Below are 20687 nucleotides of genomic sequence, written 5' to 3'. Positions count from 1 at the left end.
GAATGCCCGATGAGTAGATCCGGAAAACGTGTCCGCAACGCCGTCATTTTGATTGTCGCCCTGGCCGGGGCTGCGTGGGGGTTGCAGGCCTATCTGTTCCCCAGCAGTGCCGATACCGCCTTTATCACGGCCAAGCCGCGCATGGGCACAATCGAAGATACCGTGCTTGCCACCGGGGCGGTCAGTGCTTCGAAGCTGGTCAGTGTCGGCGCGCAGGTTTCCGGTCAGATCATGGCCCTGCATGTGGAACTTGGCGACCGGATCCGCGAAGGCGACCTGATTGCCGAGATCGATCCGTCAACCCAGGAAAACGATCTGCAGGAGGCCGAGGCATCCCTTGCCAATATCAAGGCCCAGCTTGCCGCGCAGAAGGCGACACTCAAACAGGCGGAACTTGATTTTGCCCGCCAGAAAAAGATGCGCGCACTCGATGCATCCCCGCAGGAAGACTATGACGCGGCCGAAGCCACCCTTGCGATTGCCAAGGCCGATGTCGATGCATTGAATGCCCAGTTCACCCAGGCCGAAATTGCGGTGGATACCGCGCGGATCGATCTTGGCTATACCAAGATCACAGCACCGATGGATGGCACGGTCGTCGCCCTTCCGGTCAAGGAAGGCCAGACCGTCAACGCATCACAATCCACCCCGACCATCATCAAGCTGGCCAAACTTGATACCGTAACCGTCAAGGCCGAGGTCTCCGAAGCCGACATCATCCGCATCACGGAAGGTCTGCCTGTGAAATTCACGGTTCTGGGCGATTCCAGCACCGTTTACAAAAGCACCCTTCGCGCCATTGAACCGGCCCCGACCGGGATCGAGGACGATGATGAAAACACCGATGACGAAGCGGTCTATTACAACGCGCTGTTTGATGTTGAAAATCCCGACCACCTGTTGCGTCTGTGGATGACAGCAGAAGTCACCATCATTCTTGATCAGTCGGAAAATGCCCTGATTGTTCCATCCTCGGCCCTGAAAGGCCCGACCGAAGATGGCGGTTATTTTCTTGATGTCATGACCGACGATGGTCACCCGGAACCGCGTGCCGTCACCGTCGGGCTGAATACCAATATCAATGCCGAAATCACCAGCGGACTGAGTGCAGATGACGAGATCGTCATTGGCATGGCCAGCGGGGCCGAATTGCCGACAAGCACACAATCGGGACGCCGGGGTCCTCCGGGTGGGATGTTTTGATCATGCGCGATGAAACCATGTCAAACAGCACCACCGCCCCGCTGATCGAAATTCGCAATCTGTGGCGCCATTACCCGGCCGGCGAAGAACAGATCGCCGTGCTTAAGGGCGTTGATCTGACGATCGAGCGTGGCGAAATGGTCGCCATCATCGGGGCGTCGGGATCGGGCAAATCGACATTGATGAATATCCTTGGCTGTCTGGATCGCCCGACCGAGGGGGAATATCGCGTCAATGGTCGCCTGACCGGTGATCTTGAACCTGACGAGCTTGCCGCCCTGCGCCGTGAATATTTCGGGTTCATCTTTCAGCGATATCACCTGTTGTCGGATCTTAGTGCGCTTGGCAATGTTGAAGTTCCGGCGATCTATGCCGGAACCGATGCCAGCGAACGGACCAGACGCGCAACCGAAATCCTGACCCGTGTCGGATTGGGTGACCGCATCCATCACAGACCGAGCCAGCTTTCGGGTGGACAGCAGCAACGTGTCAGTATTGCCCGTGCACTTATGAATGGCGGGGATGTCATTCTGGCCGATGAGCCGACCGGCGCACTTGATACGCAAAGCGGCAAGCAGACGCTTGATCTGTTGCGCGATCTGCATCGGGACGGACATACCGTCATTCTGGTGACCCATGATCATGATGTGGCGGCCCATGCCGAACGCATCATCGAAATCCGCGACGGCGAAATCATCCGCGATGAACGCATCACGCCAAAATCCGATGACGACGCATCGACCGTTGCGATCAACACCATCAGCAGCGGTCAAAGCAGTTATCTGTCGCAACTTGGCCGGTTTGGCGAAGCGTTCAAAATGGCGCTGATTGCGATGAATGCGCATCGCCTGCGCACATTCCTGACCATGCTGGGCATCATTATCGGCATTGCGTCGGTGGTTTCGGTCGTGGCCCTTGGCACCGGGTCACAGGAACGCATCCTTTCCGATATCAGCAGCATCGGCACCAGCACGATCGACATCAATCGTGGCAAGGATTTCGGGGACCGGGATGCCGATCAGATCCGCACATTGACCGCCGGTGATGCCGACGTTCTGGCCAGCCAGTATTATGTCGACAGCGTCACGCCCCGGGTTTCAAGCACCGTCGCACTGCGATATCGCAATATCGAGGTCAATGCCAATGTCACCGGTGTTGGCACCGATTATTACCGTGTCCGCGGCTATGAAATTGCCGACGGCATCTGGTTTGACCAGGCGGCAATCGGGAAACGTGCCCAGGTTGCCATCATTGACGACAATACCGTGCAGAAACTTTTCCCGGACGGGGAACGTGCGGTTGGCGAAGTGATCCTTCTTGGATCGGTGCCGGTACAGATCATCGGGGTAACCGCGCCTAAAACCAGCACGTTTGGCAATCAGGACAGCCTGAATATCTGGGTGCCGCACAGTACGGCGCTGACCCGTATTCTTGGTCAGACCTATCTGAGCAGCATCACGGTACGGGTGGCCGACAATGTCGCCCCCGCCCTTGCCGAAAGCCAGATTACCGATCTTTTGACCCAGCGCCATGGCACCAAGGATTTCTTTACCGTCAATAGTGACAGCATCCGCCAGACGGTCGAGAAAACCACCAGCACCATGACGCTTCTGATTTCGTCGATAGCGGTGATTTCATTGGTCGTCGGCGGGATCGGGGTGATGAATATCATGCTGGTTTCAGTCACCGAACGCACCGGTGAAATCGGGGTCCGCATGGCCGTTGGCGCCCGTCAAAGCGACATTTTGCGCCAGTTCCTGATCGAAGCGGTTCTGGTGTGCATTCTGGGCGGGGGACTTGGCGTTCTTGGCGCCCTTGCCATCGGCGAGCTGTTTGATCTGATCGGCAGCAGTTTTTCGATGGTCTATTCCCCGACATCGATCATCGGTGCCTTTGCCTGCGCGACCATGATCGGCATCACGTTCGGCTTTTTGCCCGCCCGAAATGCGGCACGACTGGATCCGGTCGATGCCCTGTCACGCGACTAGGAAAGAAAAAGATCATGAAAAACATTCTGAAAACCGGAACGATCCTGTCGATGCTGATGCTTGCCGGATGTTCAAGCCTGTCGGAAGTCAGCTATGACCGGCCCGACATGACCATGCCGGCATCGTGGGGCCAATCAACCGATAGCGCCACCAGAAACGACACCGGAAACAACACCGGCACGGACGACACCGCAACCCGGGCAGAAATTCTTGCACAGACCGGATGGTGGAAGAATTTTGACGACCCGCAGCTTAACCGGTTGATTGCCCGCGCGCTTGAAACCAACAACGATCTGGCCGCAGCCACCATCAAAGTCCGCCAGGCACAGCTGACAGCCGGACTTGCCGAAGATGCGCTTTATCCCGATCTTTCAGCAGGCAGCGATATTTCGACATCGCGCCAGTTTGACAGCGAAGATGGTCGCAGCAATGGCGACATTACGCGCAGCTATGGTGTTGATGCCGGGATCAGTTACGAACTTGATCTGTGGGGGAAGCTTGGCCACGATTATGATGCCGCCAAGTGGGAAGCCCTTGCCACCCTTGAAGATCGCGAAAGCACTGCGCTTTCGCTGATCGGGACGACGGCGACCCTTTACTGGCAGGCGGTCTATTATCAGCAGCGTCTTGATATCGCGCAGGCCAGCATTGATTACGCGCAGCAAACCCTTGATCTGGTGGATGTGCAATATGCATCGGGTTCGACATCATCGCTTGAAGTCAATGAAGCGCGCAGCAACCTTGAAAACCAGCGCGCGGCCTATACCCAGATTGAACAGAGCCTGACCGAAACCAAGAATGCGTTGTCCATTCTGTTCAACCAGCCGCCATCAGATATTGAAATCACGCGCAAGACACTGCCCGCCGGTATGTTGCCTGCCATTCCCGAAGGGTTGCCATCGGGCCTTCTGGAACGGCGTCCCGATGTCCGGGCTGCTGAATTGCGGCTGCGCGAAAGTGTCGAGGAACTCAATTCCGCAAAGACCAGTCTGTTGCCAACCATCAGCCTGACCGGGACGCTTGGATCAAGCAGTGATCAGTTGCGCAATCTTTTGTCCAATCCGGTTGGAACACTTGGCGCCAGCCTGGCGTTACCATTCCTGAACTGGAATGAAGGGCAGTTGAATATCAAGGTATCCGAAGCCGAATATGAACAGGCCATCGCCGAGTTCCGCCAGACCACATACCAAGCAATGGCGGATGTCGAAAATGCCCTGTCTGCGCGGACCAATTATGATCGCCGGGCTGAAAGACTTGAAGCAGCACTTGCGGCGTCACTTAACGCAGAGGCGATCTATGAAACCCGGTTCCGGTCGGGTGCGGTCGCGATGCAGGATTGGCTTGATGCGCAGGAAGACCGGCGCACCACCGAGGAAACCGTCCTTGAAAACCAGCTTGATCGCATCACCAACCTGATCACGCTTTATCTGGCGCTGGGCGGGGATGCGACACCAGACGCATCGCAGTCCGATGCAGCAACCGATCAGGTCAGCCCGACCTGATCACAGTGCGCGCGGATATTGGCAATATTTGAAAGGTCAGGACATGCCCCGATTTCATCGTGAAAAAGCACCAATGCTTGGACGGCTTATGATGCTTGTCGGTGGCGGGCTGTGCTTTGCGGCACTTATTTTGACGGTTCGGGAATCCAACAGCGTGACGCGCGGTGAAATCATATTTGAACGCGACAGTGCGCAACGCCTATCGCCAGGACTTGATTGCACGGCGGTCAACTGCCCGTGGGACGATGCCGCACGCCGCATTTCCAATCGCATCGAGGACATTGCTCGCAGCGATATCACATTGCCGGGCTTCCATCCGCCCAAGCCGCCCTTCGAAGAGTTCTACCCGTTCTTTGATCCCCCGTGGATCGGCGGGTAATTCCACCCCGTCCAGAAACGCCACCGGGTCAAGCCAGTCAAGTTTCAGCGTCGTCAGGTTCAGACGCAGCACATCCCCGTCACGCAGATAACCGATCCCGCCGCCCGTGAATGCTTCTGGCACCATGTGACCAATGCACGCGCCCTTTGTCACCCCCGAATAGCGCCCGTCGGTAATCAGCATCGAGGATGCTTCAAGAATGCGGTGATGACGCAGATTCTGGGACGGTGAAAACATTTCCGGCATGCCATAGGCTTCGGGCCCCTGCCCACCGATGACAAAGGCAAAGGACAAATGCCCCTGTGCCAGCATGTCCTTGGGCGCGTTCATATCAACACTGTTCCCGCCATTGCGCCGAACCACTGCGGCAATCAGTTCTTCGTCCACGCCATCGGTTTCAATCAGGCGCGTCACCAGATCGGGGGATGCAAAATCCCCGTTACAGACATGTTCGTTTTCGTAATAGCGGACGATGAAAACATGATCGTCGAAATGCGACAGCAAATGGTCGCTCATACCCGATGTTTTGACCGCGCAATTTTCAAAGAAACTGCCGGTAAGAACATCGACACCCGATCGTTTGCGCACCGGGGTTGCGCGAATGACCGACGCATCACCAAGCGACAGATCAACCGGATTTTCAAGACCGGCAATACGTTCGGCCCAGGTTTTGCCAAGGACCGTCGGCGCATCAAGATCCATCGCCACCCCCAGATCGGCCAGAATGCGATAAATGCTTTCCATGCCGCGATTTTTGCCTTCGGCCATTTGTTGGGCCAGTACAAAGGTATCGCGATTTTCGGTCAGGCTGTGGGCAAAGATTTCAGGCACCGGGGTTTTGGTGCGCACATCCTGATAATCATCAATCGACACATCAAACCCGGCATAGCGCATCATGAAAGGCAGATGCAAAAGCATGTTGCTGCTTGATCCGGTCGCATTATGAATGCGCACGAAATTGGCGAAATTGGCTTTCAGCAGATTGCCGATCGCATATTGCGGTTTGTTGAAAACATCAAACAAGGCATCCACCCCGGCCGCCACCGCACTAAAGGGCGGAACATCGGTCAGAAGTTCCAGTTCCGGCGGCGTCAGACCAAAGGCGGCCAGCATGGTACGCGATGAATTTCCCGTGCCGTTAAAGGCACAAATGCCACCCTTTGAATCACAGGTCGCAGTGGCGAGCTGATCAAGTACGCTGCGTTCAAGTGCGCCATCAATCAGGCCCAGCAACCGGGCACGTTCCAGCAACCCGGCAAAGGCCTCGTCCGAGGTGCATTGCAGGATATAGCGCATGTTTTCACGAATATCCGATCCCAGATCATCATGCCCGGCCGCGTCCGCACTGGCTGCGATATCATCAAGCAACCGCCGCGTGCCTTCGGGGATTTCACCGCCCTTGAGAACATGGGACGGGGCAAAAACCGCCCAGACCGGGGCCTGATCGCCGCGATAGGCACGGGCATGATCGGCCGCGGCCAGACCGGCAACCACAGCAGCCGGTGATTTGTCACAACCGGCAATGACATAGGCCGCGTGATAGCTGTGCCCTTCGAACGTGATATTGACCGCAGCAGCCGTGTGATTGCGTGACGCCAGGGAATAGCTTTGTCCGATATTGTTTTGCGCGGTGCCATCACAGATTACGGGCACATGAAACAGGAACGGCACCCCGCCCATTTCCCAGATGCGGATTGCCGCCATCAGGGCCTGTGGCCGATCAAGAAGATGGGCCGGATGATCCGGCGCGCCGCCAATGATCGCAATGCGTGGCCGGTTTTCCACCAGACGCCCGACCACATCCCTGATTTCCGGGACGCTGAAATCACGGTCCCGGGCAACGACCGGGTTTTCATTCACCGCATCGCGCAACAGTTTGACGACCGTGATCGGCTGATTGGCCAGCCCCTGAATGCAATCGCGGTACGGGTTTGCTTTTTCATCAATGATGATCGGAGATACGGGAAGATTGGTGGGCGACATGATGTGTGTTCTCGATTGGGGCGACTGCGGGACAAGGCATTTACGAACCGGCAAACCCGATGATCGGATTTAGGCCGGTATGCGACGGATCAGACGATGCCGCCATCAACAATGAAGTTCTGTGACGAGCAGGCCGAAGACACATCGGATGCCAGAAACAGCACCATCTGCGCGACATCATCACCGACCAGCCGGCGTTTGACGCATTGCTGTTGCTGGATGCGTTCCTCGTCGGCGGGGGAAATCCACAGATCAAGCTGTCGCTGGGTCATGATGCAGCCCGGCGTTAGCGCATTCACGCGAATGCCATCAGCCCCCCAGTCACGCGCCAGCGCACGCGTCAGGCCAATCACCCCGGCCTTGGCCGTTTCATAAGCCACCAGATCGGGAAGCCCCATCATATAACTTACGGAACTGAAATTAATGATGCTGCCTGCGCCTTTTTTCTTCATGTCCGGGGCCACGGCCTGGGCGCAAAAGAAATGATGCGCAAGGTTTACATCCAGACCATCGCGCCATTGTTCCGGGCCGATTTCTTCGGGGCGATGCCGGTCATCACGGGCGGCATTATTGACCAGAACATCCATCGGCCCGATTGCCGCCGACATTTCGCGCACCGCACCGGCAATCAGCGATTGCTGGCGAAGATCAAAGGATTTGTAGACCGGTGCCCGACCGGTTTCATCGCGGATCTCGTCAATCAGCTTTTGTGCGGCACCATCATCAATATCAAAGAAACCGACATGCGCCCCCTGGGCACAGAAGGCACGCACAATTGATGCCCCGATCCCCGACGCACCGCCGGTCACAAGCACGGATTTCCCGTCAATGTCGTGATAACTCGCTGTCATAACGTTCCCTGTCATATCTTTGTTTTATTTTAGACAACCGAATTAAATGATGCAGTGCATCATTGAAAATCACCCCATAAATCAACCAAAAATGCGGATTTACGGGACAAATTGATCGCCTAAAGAGCTGTTTTTAATTTAATCACTAAAAAAAATTTGACAGGACGGCTTCTTCACGTCAACATTTTTTCGACAACAAAAATAAATGTCGCAACAAGACACATTCATTCAGGGAAGAAACCAATGAAAAAACTCCTCTCCACGGCCATGCTGGCCGGTAGCGTATTGCTGTCTGCAAATGCCTTTGCGGCCGATCTTACGGTTGGCGTCAGCTGGTCGAATTTCCAGGAAGAACGCTGGAAAACCGATGAAGCAGCGATCAAGGCCGCCCTTGAAGCAGCCGGCGCGGAATACATCAGCGCGGACGCCCAAAGCAATCCGTCCAAGCAGCTTTCCGATATTGAAAGCCTGATTGCGCGCGGCGCGGATGCACTGATCGTTCTGGCGCAAGACTCCGCCTCGATCGGTCCGGCGGTGGAAATGGCAACCAATGAAGGCATCCCGGTGGTCGGTTATGACCGCCTGATCGAAGATCCGAACGCCTATTACATTACATTCAACAACAAGGAAGTCGGCCGTCTTCAGGCCGAGGCCGTGTTTGGCGCCCAGCCCAAAGGCAATTATGTCTTTATCAAGGGTGCTCCGACCGATCCGAATGCCAATATCCTGCATGAAGGCCAGCTTGAAATTCTTCAGGCGGCCATCGATTCCGGTGACATCAAGGTTGTCGGCGAAGCCTATACCGACAGCTGGCAGCCGGCGATCGCCCAGCGCAATATGGAGCAGTTCCTGACGGCTGCGGATAACAAGGTTGATGCTGTTGTTGCCTCCAACGACGGCACGGCTGGCGGTGTGGTTGCCGCCCTTTCCGCACAGGGCATGCAGGGTATCCCGGTTTCGGGTCAGGATGGCGATCATGCGGCCCTGAACCGTGTTGCACTTGGCACCCAGACGGTTTCGGTCTGGAAGGATGCGCGTCTTCTTGGCAAACGGGCCGCTGAAATCGCGGTCGATCTGGCCAAGGGCACCAAACTGGCCGACGTTTCGGGCACCGAAGACTGGCAAAGCCCGAATGGCGTGACCATGAAATCCTTCTTCCTTGATCCGGTTGCCATCACCCAGAACAAGCTTGATCTGGTGATTGATGCCGGTTGGGTTTCCAAAGACGTCGTATGCAAAGGCGTTCCGAGCGGCAAGGTATCTGCCTGTAACTAGGGCAGTCTTTATTTCCTCCTGCCTTGCTTAACCCGGGGTCGGCTGCTGTTCGCGTGCGCAGAACACAGCATGCCGGCCCCGCTGCCTTACGAGCGTTTTCATGTCACGACTGCTTACGAAAATGGAAGTCGACCGCCGGTTGGTTGGCCTTGCCGTTGTTTTGCTGATCATCTGGGTCGGCTTTGATATCGCATCGGGCGGGCGATTTATCACCCCGCGCAATATCTTTAACCTGTCGGTCCAGACCGCATCGGTTGCCGTGATGGCCTGCGGCGTGGTTCTTATTATCGTTACCCGCCATATCGATCTTTCGGTCGGCGCCATACTGGGCGTTCTGGCCATGATCATGGGCGTGGTTCAGACCGATGTCCTGCCACCGTTTCTCGATTACAATCATCCGCTGACCTGGATCCTGACCCTTCTGGTCGGCATTATCCTTGGCGCGGCTATTGGCGGGCTTCAGGGGCTTGCCGTCGGGTATCTCGGTGTTCCGGCCTTTATCGTGACCCTTGGCGGCCTTCTGGTGTGGCGCGGTTCGGCCTGGTGGGTAACACAGGGCCGCACGGTTGCCCCGCTTGATCACAATTTCATTTTGCTGGGCGGCGGGATCGAAGGCACGATTGGCGCGACATGGAGCTGGATCGTCGCCCTGATCGCCATTCTTGCGATCATCTATGCCGCGATCATGGAACGCCGCCGCCGTCTTTCATTCGAATTCCCGGTCAAGCCGGTTTGGGCGGAATACACCAATACCATCATCAAGGGCGGGCTGGTTCTGGCCGCGATTGCGACCCTCAATGCCTATCACCTGCCGACGCGTGCTGCCGAACGCCTGCTTGAGAACAAGGGCATTCCGGTCACCGCGGAAAATCTTGAAATCTCGCACGGTATTCCGATCCCGCTTCTGATTGTTGCCCTTGTGGCGATCATCCTGACCATTGTGGTCAAGCGGACCCGGTTCGGGCGCTATGTCTTTGCGATTGGTGGCAATCCGCAGGCCGCCGAGCTTGCTGGCATCAATGTCAAACGCATGACGGTTGCGGTCTTTGCCCTGATGGGGGTTTTGTGCGCGATCAGTGCGGCGATTTCGTCAGCACGCCTGCAATCTGCGGGCAATGATCTTGGCACGCTTGATGAATTGCGCGTCATTGCCGCCGTGGTGATTGGCGGAACGTCGCTTGCGGGCGGGGTTGGCACGATTTATGGCGCGCTGATCGGCGCGCTTGTGATGCAAAGCCTTCAAAGCGGCATGGCGCTTTTGGGGGTCGATACATCGCTTCAAAGCATTGTCATCGGACTGGTTCTTGTTCTGGCCGTCTTTAGCGACAAGTATTTCCACCGTCGTTACAGCGACCCGACCGCGTAAGGAGACCGGATATGACCGACATGACCACAAATACCGATCCGCTTGTCGAAATGCGCGACATCCATATCAGCTTTGGCGGGGTCAAGGCCGTCGACGGGGTTTCGATTGATCTTTATCCCGGCGAAGTGGTCGGGGTGCTGGGCCACAATGGCGCTGGCAAATCGACCCTGATCAAGATCCTGTCGGGTGCGTATCAGGCCGATAGCGGCCAGATCATTGTCGATGGCAAGGAAGCCAAAATCGAAAATGCCCGTGATGCGCGCGACAACAATATCGAGACGATCTATCAGAACCTTGCCCTTGCCGATAACCTTGATGCAGCCCAAAACCTGTTTTTGGGGCGCGAAATCATCGACAAGCTTGGCTTCCTTGATGATGCGGCGATGGAACACAAGGCACGCGAGGTCCTTCATCGCCTCAACCCGAATTTCAAGAAATTCACATCACCCGTTTCGGCCCTGTCGGGCGGGCAGCGGCAATCGGTTGCGATTGCGCGTGCGCTTTTGTTCGAAGCCCGCGTTTTGATCATGGATGAACCATGCGCCGCCCTTGGCGTGCATGAAACCAAAATGGTCGGCGAACTGATTGATCAGTTGAAACGTGACGGGCTCGGTATATTGTTGATCAGTCACGATCTTCATGATGTGTTTGATCTTTCCGACCGGCTGCATGTGATGAAAAACGGCAAGCTGGTCGGCAGCGTCAGGACCAAGGATGTCACACATGATGATGTTCTTGGCATGATCATTCTGGGCAAGATGCCCGAACATCTTTTGCATCTGGCTGGTCCGGGTGCAACCAACCGTCCGGCCGCCTCCAAAGCATCGGACATCACAACACCGGATAAAACTGGCACCGACCAACCACACCTAGCCCCTTTGACCCCGAACGAAACAAGCGAGACGCCCCGATGACCCAAGGCTTTCCGGCAAACCAAACCGATATCCTGCCCGATGACGCCAATCGTGCCATTCTGATCGGACGCATCTGGGACCCGCGGGTTTCCGGCCCGACCCCGGTTCTGGTCGATGGTGAAAATCTGCGTGATATCAGCAGCCTTGCGCCGACCATCAGCCAGTTGCTTGAACGCGATGATGTTCTGGCCCGGCTGTCGAACCCGGCAAGTTTCCCGACCGCCGCATCGCTTGGCGACATTATCGAACAGTCAAAACCGGGTGCCGATGGCAAAACCGCCCATCTTCTGAGCCCCAATGATCTTCAGGCGATCAAGGCAAGTGGCGTGACCTTTGTTGCCAGCCTGCTTGAACGCGTGATCGAGGAACAGGCACGCGGGGACGCCAGCAAGGCCGATCAGATCCGCACCGAAATCACCGGCATTATCGGTGATGACCTGTCACAGATCGAACCGGGATCAGACAAGGCCGCCGAGATCAAGCGGGTCCTGATCGAAAAAGGTGCCTGGTCGCAATATCTTGAAGTCGGGATCGGCCCGGATGCGGAAATCTTTACCAAATCCCCGGTGATGTCGGCTGTGGGCCATGGGGCCCATGTTGGCCTGCATCCGATTTCAAACTGGAACAACCCGGAACCCGAAGTGGTCCTGACCGTGACCTCCAAGGGCAAGATCGTCGGCGCGACACTTGGCAATGACGTCAATCTGCGTGATGTCGAAGGCCGGTCCGCATTGCTTCTGGGCAAGGCAAAGGACAATAACGGATCCTGCGCCATCGGGCCGTTCATCCGCCTGTTTGATGACCACTTTACCCTTGAAACCGTCAAGGATGCCGATCTTGCCATGGCGGTTGATGGTACGGATGGCTATCACCTTGATGCGGTCAGTTCGATGAGCCAGATCAGCCGCACACCCGAAAGCCTTGTCGCTCAGGCGATTGGCAAACATCACCAGTACCCGGATGGCTTCATGCTGTTTTTGGGCACCATGTTTGCCCCCACCGATGATCGCGGCGGTGCTGGCAAGGGCTTCACCCACGAGATGGGGGATCTTGTGACCATCTCGACGCCAAGCCTTGGCAAACTGATCAATCAGGTTGACCGGTCCGATGCCATCAATCCGTGGCAATTTGGCATTACCGCCCTGATGACCAACCTTGCCGCCCGCGGGCTTCTGTAACAAACAGACGCCCGGGCGTTCTATCCCCTTGCCAAAGCGGGATAAAAAATGCCCATATCAAGGATCAGGACGTATTGATATGCCACCGGGCATCGATCCGTCCCGATCCTGCGGCGCGCACAAAGCCCGCCCCGCCATTTCAAAGGATGCAGATCCGCTTCATGAGCCGCCGTAAAGAAGCCGAAACCCCACGCCAGCCGTCACAGATTGCCATTCTGCGCTATTTGCGCATTCACGGCCCTGCTGCGCGCATTGATATCGGCACCGCAACCGGGTTAAGCCCGGCAACGGTAACATCCCTGACCGCCGATTTGATGGCACAGGGGCTGGTGCAGGAAAGTCAGGGAACGGCGAACGGAAACGCGACCGGCAATGGTGGCGGAAATGGCGGATCAACACGCGGCCGCCCCAAGGTGCTGCTTGATCTTGTGCCCAATGCGGCCTGTGTGATTGGCGTCAAGATCACCATCAATCTGATCGAAATTGCCCTAGGCAACTTCAAGGGTGAAATTGAATGCAGTTCGGAACACAGCATCAACACCCGCGATCTTGATGAAAATGGTCTGGTCACGACCCTGATCGGGCTGATTGAGGAATTCATCACCCGGCATAAGGATTTTTCCGCCCGGCCACCGGTTGGTATCAGCCTTGCGGTTCAGGGGGTGTGCGACAGCAATAGCGGCGAAATCATCTGGTCCCCGGCCCTGCGCCATCGCAACATCGCACTTGCCAAGGCATTGGGCGAACGGTTTGGCGGGATTGTGCAGATGTCAAACGATGCCAACTGTATTGCCACCGCCATTTCCCAAAACACCAATCTGCATCGCGGCGGCGATTTTGCCGTGATCATGCTGGGCTATGGCATCGGCATGGGGCTGGTTCTGAACGGGTCGGTTTACAATGGCGATTTCGGTACAGCAGCCGAATTCGGCCACACCAAATATCAACCCGACGGGCCGCTGTGCAATTGTGGCAGACGCGGCTGTCTTGAAGCCTATATCGGGGATTACGCCATATTGCGCGATGCCCGTGGCCTGATTGACCTGCCCGATACCAACAGCCTGCATCCAAGCGAAGAACAGATGATGGATCTGGTGGCGCGCGCCCGTGCCGGGGATCAGGACCTGGCTGATTTGTTCCGCCACGCGGGCAAGGTTTTGGGATATGGCATTGCCAATCTGATCGCGCTTTTGGGTCCCAAACAGATTTTCATCACCGGATCGGGCGCACGCGCCTATGACATGATGGAACCGGAATTGATGCGCGGCCTTGAACAGGCACAGGTTCCCGAACTGCGCCGCGGCCCCGAAATCACCCATCTGGCCTGGGACAAGGACCTTGCCCTTCAGGGTGCGATTGGCCAAAGCCTGTTGCGTCATGATGAAAACATGTTTCAGGCAACCACCGCCAACTAGCAGCACCCGCTTGCAAAACCGGCCACCAAAGAAAAAGCCGCCCCATCGGAGCGGCTTTTGTCGTTTGCGACGTATTGTCTGTGACGCAACGGGCGGAAATCAACGCCCGTTCTTCTTGCGCCATTCTTCGTAATTGGCCTTGGTTTCATCCTTGGTTGCCGGATAAAGACCAATGATCGGCTTGCCCGAAAGAACTTCTTCAAGAACGAAATCCTCGAAGCTTTCCATGCCTGCGCATTCTTCGGCCAGTTCATCGGCCAGGTGGGCCGGAATGACAACAACGCCATCCTTGTCCCCGACCAGAACATCCCCCGGGAAGACCGGCGCATCACCACATCCGATCGGCACATTAAGGTCATAGGCCTCGTGCAGGGTCAGGTTGGTCGGCGCGGACGGGCGCGAGTGATAGGAATGAATGGAAAGCTTGCCAATCCCTTCGGCATCACGGAAACCGCCATCGGTCACGATGCCTTCGACACCGCGCTTCATCAGGCGGGTCACAAGGATCGAGCCGGCAGAGGCCGCACGGGCATCCTTGCGGCTATCCATCACCAGAACATGACCGGGCGGGCATTCTTCGACAGCCACGCGCTGCGGATGTTTGGGATCACGGAACACTTCGATCGGGTTGCGATCTTCGCGGGCCGGGATATAGCGCAGCGTATAGGCCTGCCCGACCATGTTTTCGTCCTTGGGGGCAACCTGATGGACGTTCTGGATGAACTGGTTGCGCAGGTTGCGTTTAAAAAGTGCCGTGCACAGCGAAGCGGTGCTGATTTTCTTGAGCTTGTCGCGTGTCGCACTGCTCAGGACATAGTCACTCATTATTTGTCTCCGTGGGTTTCCCCGGCGGCTTTGCGCCGGGCGGTATCTTGGAAAAAGCAGTTGGTTACGCGATATCAGCCGGCAGCACGTCGGTCGGGATGTTCTGATAGCAAACCGGGCGCAGGAAGCGGCGGATCGCCATGGTCCCGACCGAAGTCGCGCCAAAGTTGGTCGATGCCGGATATGGCCCGCCATGGACCATGGTATCGGATACTTCGACACCGGTCGGGAAACCATTGGCAAGAACACGGCCCGCCTTGTGTTCAAGGATCGGCAGAAGCGAACGCGCATCGGCAGCATCGCCCGCATCAAGATGCAGCGTGCAGGTCAGCTGGCCTTCAAGCGCCTTGGCGATGGTGCGCATTTCCGCAACATCCTTGACCCGCACGACCAGACCAAGCGGACCAAAGACTTCTTCGCCCAGTTCATGGTTAGAAAGCCAGTTTTCACCGGTGGTTTCAAACAGATACGGCGTCGCATTGCGCAGATCGCATGACGTGGTCAGAACTTCTTTCACGCCCGCAGTTGCGGCAACGCGCTTTGCCCCGGCACGATAGGTTTCCGCCATGCCATCGGTCAGCATGGTCTGGGCCGCCACACCCGAAAGGGCTTCCTTGGCAGCACTCACAAAGGCATCGGCTTCCGGACCATCAATTACAACCGCGATCCCCGGATTGGTGCAGAACTGCCCCGCCCCCATAGTCAGCGACCCTGCCCAGCCTTTGCCGAGTTCTGCGCCACGTGCGGCAACAGCCTTGGGCAGCAGGAACATCGGGTTGACCGAACCCAGTTCGCCAAAGAACGGGATCGGCTCCGGGCGCGATGCGCACAGATCAAACAGCGCACGACCACCGCCAAGCGATCCGGTAAAGCCGACCGCCTTGATCAGCGGATGCTGAACCAGCGACTGACCGACATCACGTTTGCCACCCTGAATAAGGCTGAAGACGCCCGGATGGACACCGCATTTCTTGATCGCGGCATCAATGGCCTGGGCAACGATTTCACCGGTACCCGGATGGGCGGAATGGCCCTTGACCACGACCGGGCAACCAGCAGCCAGTGCCGATGCGGTATCACCACCGGCAACCGAAAATGCCAGCGGGAAGTTCGATGCGCCAAACACGGCGATCGGACCAATCGGACGTTGCATCAAACGCAGGTCGGGACGCGGCAGCGGTGCACGATCAGGCAATGCTTCGTCATAGCGACGATCCAGATAGGCACCATCAAGAATGTGGCTGGCAAACAGGCGAAGCTGACCAACCGTACGGCCGCGTTCGCCCTGAAGACGGGCTTCGGGCAGGCCGGTTTCCTGGGTGCCGATTTCGGTGATTTCATCACCACGCGCATCGATTTCATCGGCAATGGTATTGAGGAACCTGGCGCGGTCTTCGCGGGTGGAATACCCGAAAGTCCAGAAGGCTTCTTCGGCGGCCTTGGCGGCCTGATCGACCAGATCGGGGGTGCCGACCGGGAAGGTATTGGCCGGGCCGTGGGCCGGTTCGGACTGGAAGGTTGCGGCTCCGGCGACCCAGTCGCCCGCGATCAGATGTTTTCCTGTCAGGGTATAGGACATGGATGTCTCCTCTGTGCGGCGGGGCCGCTTATTTCACAAGATTGTTTTGACGCATGAAGCCAACCAGCTTGTCATGCTGCTTATCGGTCAGCGGCCAGGCCGACGGCGGGCGGGTCGCACCGCAATCATCGCCAAGAAGCTTAAGGGCCGCTTTGACACCGGTCACGTTCGTACCGTTCATTTCTTCGGCGCGGACTTCTTCAAAGGCGCTCATATCGCGGATCAGATCACGGGCCTTGGCATAGTCACCGGCCTCAAGGGCGGCATGGATTGCCATGGACCGTTCCGGCCAGACATTGATCAGCCCCGATGTAAAGCCACGCGCCCCAACCGCATAGAATGCCGGTGCCCAGGTTTCCGCCAGACCACCGACCCAGACAATTTCCGGATCACAGGCATTGATCGCCTCGGACAGTTTCATCGGGTTCGGGGTTGCCCATTTTACACCAGCCACACCTTCGATGGCACAAAGATCGGCAATCGCCTTGGTGCCAATCGCATCATTGCGCAGATACAGCATCATCGGAAGCCCGCCCGATGCATCGGCAATGCGTTTGATATATTCAACAACACCGCGCGGGGCGACAAAGGGATCTGGCGGCTGATGGATCATCAATGCTTCGGCCCCGGCTTCGGCGGATGCCTTGGCAAGTGCGCAGGCATCCTGTACGCCACGACCGATACCCGCCAGCATCGGCGCACGACCATCAAGCATTTCGGCGACCGATTTGGCCATAGTGATGGCCTCAGCCGTGGTCAGCGCGTAAAATTCGCCGGTATTGCCATTCACCACCGGAAAATGAACACCCGCCGCAAGCGCGCGGTCGATAATTGGTTTCAGCTTGGCCGGTGCAATGTCGCCATTCTCGTCATAAGGGGTGACTAGAATGCCGGAAATACCTGACAGCACGCCACGCAGATCGGCTTTGGAAAGTGCCATGGGTCAATATCCCTGATTGATTTGGTTCGTGTCATTGCAACAGGGCGCAAATCACGCCCCGTTGCTGTTTCTGATGATGGTTTGCGGCAAGCCTAGAAAATATCCGGCTCGCCCGCTGTTTCGCCAAATTCCGGCGACAGGAAGTCAAAGTCGCACCCTTCATTGGCCTGGGTGACATGTTTGCCAAACATCCAGCCATATCCACGCTGATAGCGCGGCTCGGGCGTTTGCCAGGCTGCACGGCGACGCTCTAGCTCTTCCTCGTCGACCAGCATGTCGAGGCGACGGTTATCAAGATCAAGCTTGACGATATCGCCGGTTTTCAGAAGGGCAAGCGGACCACCGATATAGGATTCCGGTGCGACATGAAGCACGCAAGCGCCATACGAGGTTCCCGACATACGGGCATCCGAAATACGCAACATGTCACGGTGCCCCTGTTTGATCAGGGCCTTGGGGATCGGAAGCATCCCCCATTCCGGGAAGCCCGGACCACCGAGCGGACCGGCATTGCGCAGCACCATCACATGATCGGGCGTGATATCGAGATTTTCGTCATCCACCGCCTTTTTCATTTCCGGATAGCTGTCAAAGACAAGTGCCGGGCCCTGATGATTGCGGAACCGTTCATCACAGGCCGCCGGCTTGATCACCGCCCCGTCCGGGCAGAGATTGCCGCGCAGAACCGCAAGCGATCCTTCATGATAGACCGGATTTGAAAGCGGGCGGATGACATCATCATTATAAACCGTCGCACCTTCGAGGGTCTGGGCAAGGGTTTTGCCCGTGACCGTGGTGACCGATGTATCGAGCTTGTCACCAAGCTGCGCCATCAGAGCGCGCAGACCACCGGCATAGAAGAAATCTTCCATCAGGTAGTCGCCCTTGCCCGACGGGCGGATATTGGCGATCAGCGGTGTTGTGCGACCAAGTTCATCAAGATCATCAAGGGTGATTTTAATTCCGGCGCGACGCGCCATGGCCAGCAAATGCACAACAGCATTGGTCGAGCAGCCGGTTGCCATCGCAACCACGGCCGAGTTGCGCACAGATGCCGGGGTGACGACCTTGTTCGGGGTCAGGTCTTCCCACACCATATCAACGATGCGACGACCACACTGGGTCGACATACGGATATGACCGGCATCCGGTGCCGGGATCGACGATGCCCCCGGAAGGCAAAGGCCCATGGCCTCGGCAATTGCGGTCATGGTCGATGCCGTGCCCATGGTCATGCAGTGACCATAGGAACGGGCAATCCCGCCTTCGACACCAACCCATTCTTCGTCGCTGATGTTACCGGCACGGCGTTCATCCCAGTATTTCCAGGCATCCGAGCCCGAGCCCAGGATTTTACCGGCATAGTTGCCACGCAACATCGGACCGGCCGGAAGATAGATCATCGGAACACCGGCCGAAAGCGCGCCCATCACCAGACCCGGTGTGGTTTTGTCGCAGCCGCCCATCAGCACCACGCCATCAAGCGGGTGGGAGCGAATCATTTCCTCGGTCTCCATCGCAAGCAGGTTGCGATAGAGCATCGAGGTTGGCTTGGTAAAGGATTCGTCGACCGAAATGGTCGGCAGTTCAACCGGGAAGCCACCGGCCTGATGAACGCCCTTTTTGACGTCGGCGGCACGTTCACGGAAATGCAGATGGCACGGGTTAATTTCAGACCAGGTATTGAGGATGCCGATCACCGGGCGACCGGTCCAGTCTTCGGGATCAAGGCCCATCTGCATCAGGCGTGAGCGATGCCCGAACGAACGAAGATCGTCGGGCGCAAACCAGCGCGCACTTCTAAGATCTTCTGCGGATTTTTTGATTTTGTCGGACATGGCGTTCCTCCCGTCTCGCGATCGTCCCTGATCTTAACGCCAGCGGCTTGACCAGGACGACCTGCACTTTTGATTGATGCTTTATGTATGCGCATACACTAACAAGATGTCAAGCAAACTTACATGTCAAAAAGGTAGATTTATCCTACGCAAGACCGCCGAGAGATTCAGCAATTGACAGGCTTTGCAACAAGATGTATCAAAATATGTATGCGCATACATAAAGCTTGAAAGTTTACAAGCTGACTAACAACAAGAACAAGCAACACCAACGCCTTATGGGAACCACACCAGAAGGCATCACGGGGACATCCCCACCATTCAGGAATGCGTCATTCGGGAGGAATCTTATGACCGGACTTTTTAAATCCATCGCCGCCGCTGCCGGCTTTGCCGCCATGGTTGCAACGCCTGTTCTGGCGTCTGCTGCTGACCTGCCAAGCAATGTTCGCCTTGTCATCGGGTCGAAATCGACCGGTGGCGACACCTATCAGAACAGTGCCATTGTTGCAGAAGCGCTTGCCAAGAAACTCGACATCAATGTGAAGGTTGATGCCGTTGGCGCGGGCGAGGCATTCAAGGCATTGCAGCGCGATTCGCGCGGCACCACGATCATGATTTTCCATGATCAGTCCTATCTTGCGAACCTGTATGGCGTTCGCGGCTATGACGATATCTTTGAAAACTACGTTGTCGGACCGACGGTCGCGATCAATCCGGGCAATGCGTATCTGGTTGCCAAGAATTCGCCGATGCAGTCGATGGAAGACGTGTTTGCAGCAGCTGCTGCCGGTCAGCGCGTTCGCGTTGCCATTCAGGCCGGTGGCGTTTCCGAGATCGGTTTCTCGGCGATGAAAAATGCGGCCAAGGTCATGCATCCGGGATCGGAAGCAAACATCGTTCCGGTCAATACCGGTTCGCAGGCAGATAAAAACCAGCTGATGTTTGATGGTCAGGCTGATGTGATCAACGGATCGGTTCAGGCCAACGAACAGTTCACCCAGCTTGCCAATGACGACCAGAAAGCCATGCGCTTTATCTGGCTGACCGCACGTGAAGAAACCATTGAACAGGCAAATCCGGAAGGCATGGGCGACACCACCCGTGACGAACTTCTGGCATTTACCACTCCGAATGTCAGCGTTACGTTTGACGGGTCGAAAGACTTTACCTTCGACAAGGAATTCTTCTTCCTGTTCAACAAGGACATGGATGCAGAACAGATTGCCACGATCGACAATGCGCTGAAGGAAATCTATGCCGAAGGCGAGATCCAGAAAACGCAGAAGGCATCCTTCTTCATTCCGAACTACAAGCCGCAGGCAGAAGCCGCAGCTTACCTTAAGGCGAAACGCGACCAGTACCGCCAGGTCATCGACGCGATTGCAACCAACTAACTTCCCGGTTGGCCCGGCATATCAATGCCGGGCCACTTTTGCCTGATCAGGTGG

General features: G+C 56.7%; 15 protein-coding genes. 9 read left to right on the top strand and 6 right to left on the bottom strand.

Annotated features, from left to right (window positions below; translation table 11 throughout):
- The first annotated feature begins 9 nt into the window (after window positions 1-9).
- The 3 genes from M9H61_RS20505 to M9H61_RS20495 are packed head-to-tail and all read left to right on the top strand — an operon-like array spanning window position 10 to window position 4693.
- Window positions 10-1203, top strand: coding sequence for an efflux RND transporter periplasmic adaptor subunit (locus M9H61_RS20505; protein ID WP_250282673.1), 1194 nt, complete (start codon window positions 10-12; stop codon window positions 1201-1203).
- Window positions 1204-1205: 2 nt separating this feature from the next.
- Window positions 1206-3191 (top strand): MacB family efflux pump subunit, encoded by a 1986-nt coding sequence (locus tag M9H61_RS20500; RefSeq protein WP_250282671.1) that lies wholly within the window; start codon window positions 1206-1208, stop codon window positions 3189-3191.
- Between the two features lie 14 nt (window positions 3192-3205).
- Complete coding sequence (locus tag M9H61_RS20495; protein WP_250282669.1) at window positions 3206-4693, top strand: efflux transporter outer membrane subunit; 1488 nt, start codon at window positions 3206-3208, stop codon at window positions 4691-4693.
- A gap of 199 nt (window positions 4694-4892) precedes the next feature.
- Here M9H61_RS20495 and M9H61_RS20490 read toward each other — a convergent pair whose 3' ends face one another.
- Together M9H61_RS20490 and M9H61_RS20485 are read right to left on the bottom strand one after the other, a co-directional pair.
- On the bottom strand, window positions 4893-7055 hold the full coding sequence (locus M9H61_RS20490; protein ID WP_250282667.1) for a dihydroxy-acid dehydratase: 2163 nt from the start codon (window positions 7053-7055) through the stop codon (window positions 4893-4895).
- An 89-nt stretch (window positions 7056-7144) separates the two neighbouring features.
- Complete coding sequence (locus tag M9H61_RS20485) at window positions 7145-7906, bottom strand: SDR family NAD(P)-dependent oxidoreductase (protein WP_068517030.1); 762 nt, start codon at window positions 7904-7906, stop codon at window positions 7145-7147.
- Between the two features lie 243 nt (window positions 7907-8149).
- Between M9H61_RS20485 and xylF the strand changes: the two genes are divergently transcribed.
- From xylF to M9H61_RS20460, 5 genes are all read left to right on the top strand, one after another.
- Window positions 8150-9181, top strand: coding sequence for a D-xylose ABC transporter substrate-binding protein (gene xylF, locus M9H61_RS20480; RefSeq protein ID WP_068517029.1), 1032 nt, complete (start codon window positions 8150-8152; stop codon window positions 9179-9181).
- A 100-nt stretch (window positions 9182-9281) separates the two neighbouring features.
- A complete protein-coding gene (locus M9H61_RS20475; RefSeq protein ID WP_250282664.1) occupies window positions 9282-10547 on the top strand; it encodes a sugar ABC transporter permease in 1266 nt (421 codons plus the stop codon).
- Window positions 10548-10558: 11 nt separating this feature from the next.
- Window positions 10559-11461 (top strand): ATP-binding cassette domain-containing protein, encoded by a 903-nt coding sequence (locus tag M9H61_RS20470; RefSeq protein ID WP_250282662.1) that lies wholly within the window; start codon window positions 10559-10561, stop codon window positions 11459-11461.
- The gene (locus tag M9H61_RS20465; RefSeq protein WP_250282659.1) at window positions 11458-12639 is read left to right on the top strand and encodes a fumarylacetoacetate hydrolase family protein; all 1182 of its coding nucleotides are present in this window, start codon (window positions 11458-11460) and stop codon (window positions 12637-12639) included. Before M9H61_RS20470 ends, M9H61_RS20465 begins: the two co-directional genes overlap by 4 nt.
- Window positions 12640-12800: 161 nt before the next feature.
- Window positions 12801-14054, top strand: a complete 1254-nt coding sequence (locus M9H61_RS20460; protein ID WP_250282658.1) for an ROK family transcriptional regulator — start codon at window positions 12801-12803, stop codon at window positions 14052-14054.
- Window positions 14055-14153: 99 nt separating this feature from the next.
- Here the strand turns inward: M9H61_RS20460 and M9H61_RS20455 are convergent, their stop codons facing one another.
- From M9H61_RS20455 to araD, 4 genes are all read right to left on the bottom strand, one after another.
- Window positions 14154-14879, bottom strand: coding sequence for a ribonuclease activity regulator RraA (locus M9H61_RS20455; RefSeq protein WP_068517025.1), 726 nt, complete (start codon window positions 14877-14879; stop codon window positions 14154-14156).
- A gap of 64 nt (window positions 14880-14943) precedes the next feature.
- The gene (locus M9H61_RS20450) at window positions 14944-16458 is read right to left on the bottom strand and encodes an aldehyde dehydrogenase (NADP(+)) (RefSeq protein WP_250282656.1); all 1515 of its coding nucleotides are present in this window, start codon (window positions 16456-16458) and stop codon (window positions 14944-14946) included.
- A 28-nt stretch (window positions 16459-16486) separates the two neighbouring features.
- Window positions 16487-17398 carry a dihydrodipicolinate synthase family protein gene (locus M9H61_RS20445; RefSeq protein WP_250282654.1) on the bottom strand — a complete coding sequence of 304 codons (912 nt, stop codon included), beginning with the start codon at window positions 17396-17398 and terminating at the stop codon, window positions 16487-16489.
- A 92-nt stretch (window positions 17399-17490) separates the two neighbouring features.
- On the bottom strand, window positions 17491-19236 hold the full coding sequence (araD, locus tag M9H61_RS20440; RefSeq protein WP_068518444.1) for an L-arabinonate dehydratase: 1746 nt from the start codon (window positions 19234-19236) through the stop codon (window positions 17491-17493).
- A 350-nt stretch (window positions 19237-19586) separates the two neighbouring features.
- On the opposite strand from araD, the gene M9H61_RS20435 reads away from it, so the two are divergent.
- Window positions 19587-20633, top strand: coding sequence for an ABC transporter substrate-binding protein (locus tag M9H61_RS20435; RefSeq protein WP_101247823.1), 1047 nt, complete (start codon window positions 19587-19589; stop codon window positions 20631-20633).
- The last annotated feature ends 54 nt before the right edge of the window (window positions 20634-20687 follow it).

It is taken from the genome of Thalassospira sp. GO-4 (assembly GCF_023588965.1).
GTDB classification, from domain to species: Bacteria; Pseudomonadota; Alphaproteobacteria; order Rhodospirillales; family Thalassospiraceae; genus Thalassospira; species Thalassospira povalilytica.
This window is presented reverse-complemented; position numbering and strand designations above follow the sequence as displayed.

Excerpts from the sequence above, each read along its gene's own strand:
- M9H61_RS20470 (WP_250282662.1), top strand. The coding sequence starts at position 10,559 with ATGACCGACATGACCACAAATACCGATCCGCTTGTCGAAATGCGCGAC.
- M9H61_RS20495 (WP_250282669.1), top strand. The coding sequence starts at position 3,206 with ATGAAAAACATTCTGAAAACCGGAACGATCCTGTCGATGCTGATGCTT.
- M9H61_RS20475 (WP_250282664.1), top strand. The coding sequence starts at position 9,282 with ATGTCACGACTGCTTACGAAAATGGAAGTCGACCGCCGGTTGGTTGGC.
- M9H61_RS20435 (WP_101247823.1), top strand. The coding sequence starts at position 19,587 with ATGACCGGACTTTTTAAATCCATCGCCGCCGCTGCCGGCTTTGCCGCC.
- M9H61_RS20455 (WP_068517025.1), bottom strand. The coding sequence starts at position 14,879 with ATGAGTGACTATGTCCTGAGCAGTGCGACACGCGACAAGCTCAAGAAA.
- M9H61_RS20465 (WP_250282659.1), top strand. The coding sequence starts at position 11,458 with ATGACCCAAGGCTTTCCGGCAAACCAAACCGATATCCTGCCCGATGAC.
- M9H61_RS20485 (WP_068517030.1), bottom strand. The coding sequence starts at position 7,906 with ATGACAGCGAGTTATCACGACATTGACGGGAAATCCGTGCTTGTGACC.
- M9H61_RS20460 (WP_250282658.1), top strand. The coding sequence starts at position 12,801 with ATGAGCCGCCGTAAAGAAGCCGAAACCCCACGCCAGCCGTCACAGATT.
- M9H61_RS20445 (WP_250282654.1), bottom strand. The coding sequence starts at position 17,398 with ATGGCACTTTCCAAAGCCGATCTGCGTGGCGTGCTGTCAGGTATTTCC.
- M9H61_RS20500 (WP_250282671.1), top strand. The coding sequence starts at position 1,206 with ATGCGCGATGAAACCATGTCAAACAGCACCACCGCCCCGCTGATCGAA.
- M9H61_RS20505 (WP_250282673.1), top strand. The coding sequence starts at position 10 with ATGAGTAGATCCGGAAAACGTGTCCGCAACGCCGTCATTTTGATTGTC.
- araD (WP_068518444.1), bottom strand. The coding sequence starts at position 19,236 with ATGTCCGACAAAATCAAAAAATCCGCAGAAGATCTTAGAAGTGCGCGC.
- M9H61_RS20490 (WP_250282667.1), bottom strand. The coding sequence starts at position 7,055 with ATGTCGCCCACCAATCTTCCCGTATCTCCGATCATCATTGATGAAAAA.
- xylF (WP_068517029.1), top strand. The coding sequence starts at position 8,150 with ATGAAAAAACTCCTCTCCACGGCCATGCTGGCCGGTAGCGTATTGCTG.
- M9H61_RS20450 (WP_250282656.1), bottom strand. The coding sequence starts at position 16,458 with ATGTCCTATACCCTGACAGGAAAACATCTGATCGCGGGCGACTGGGTC.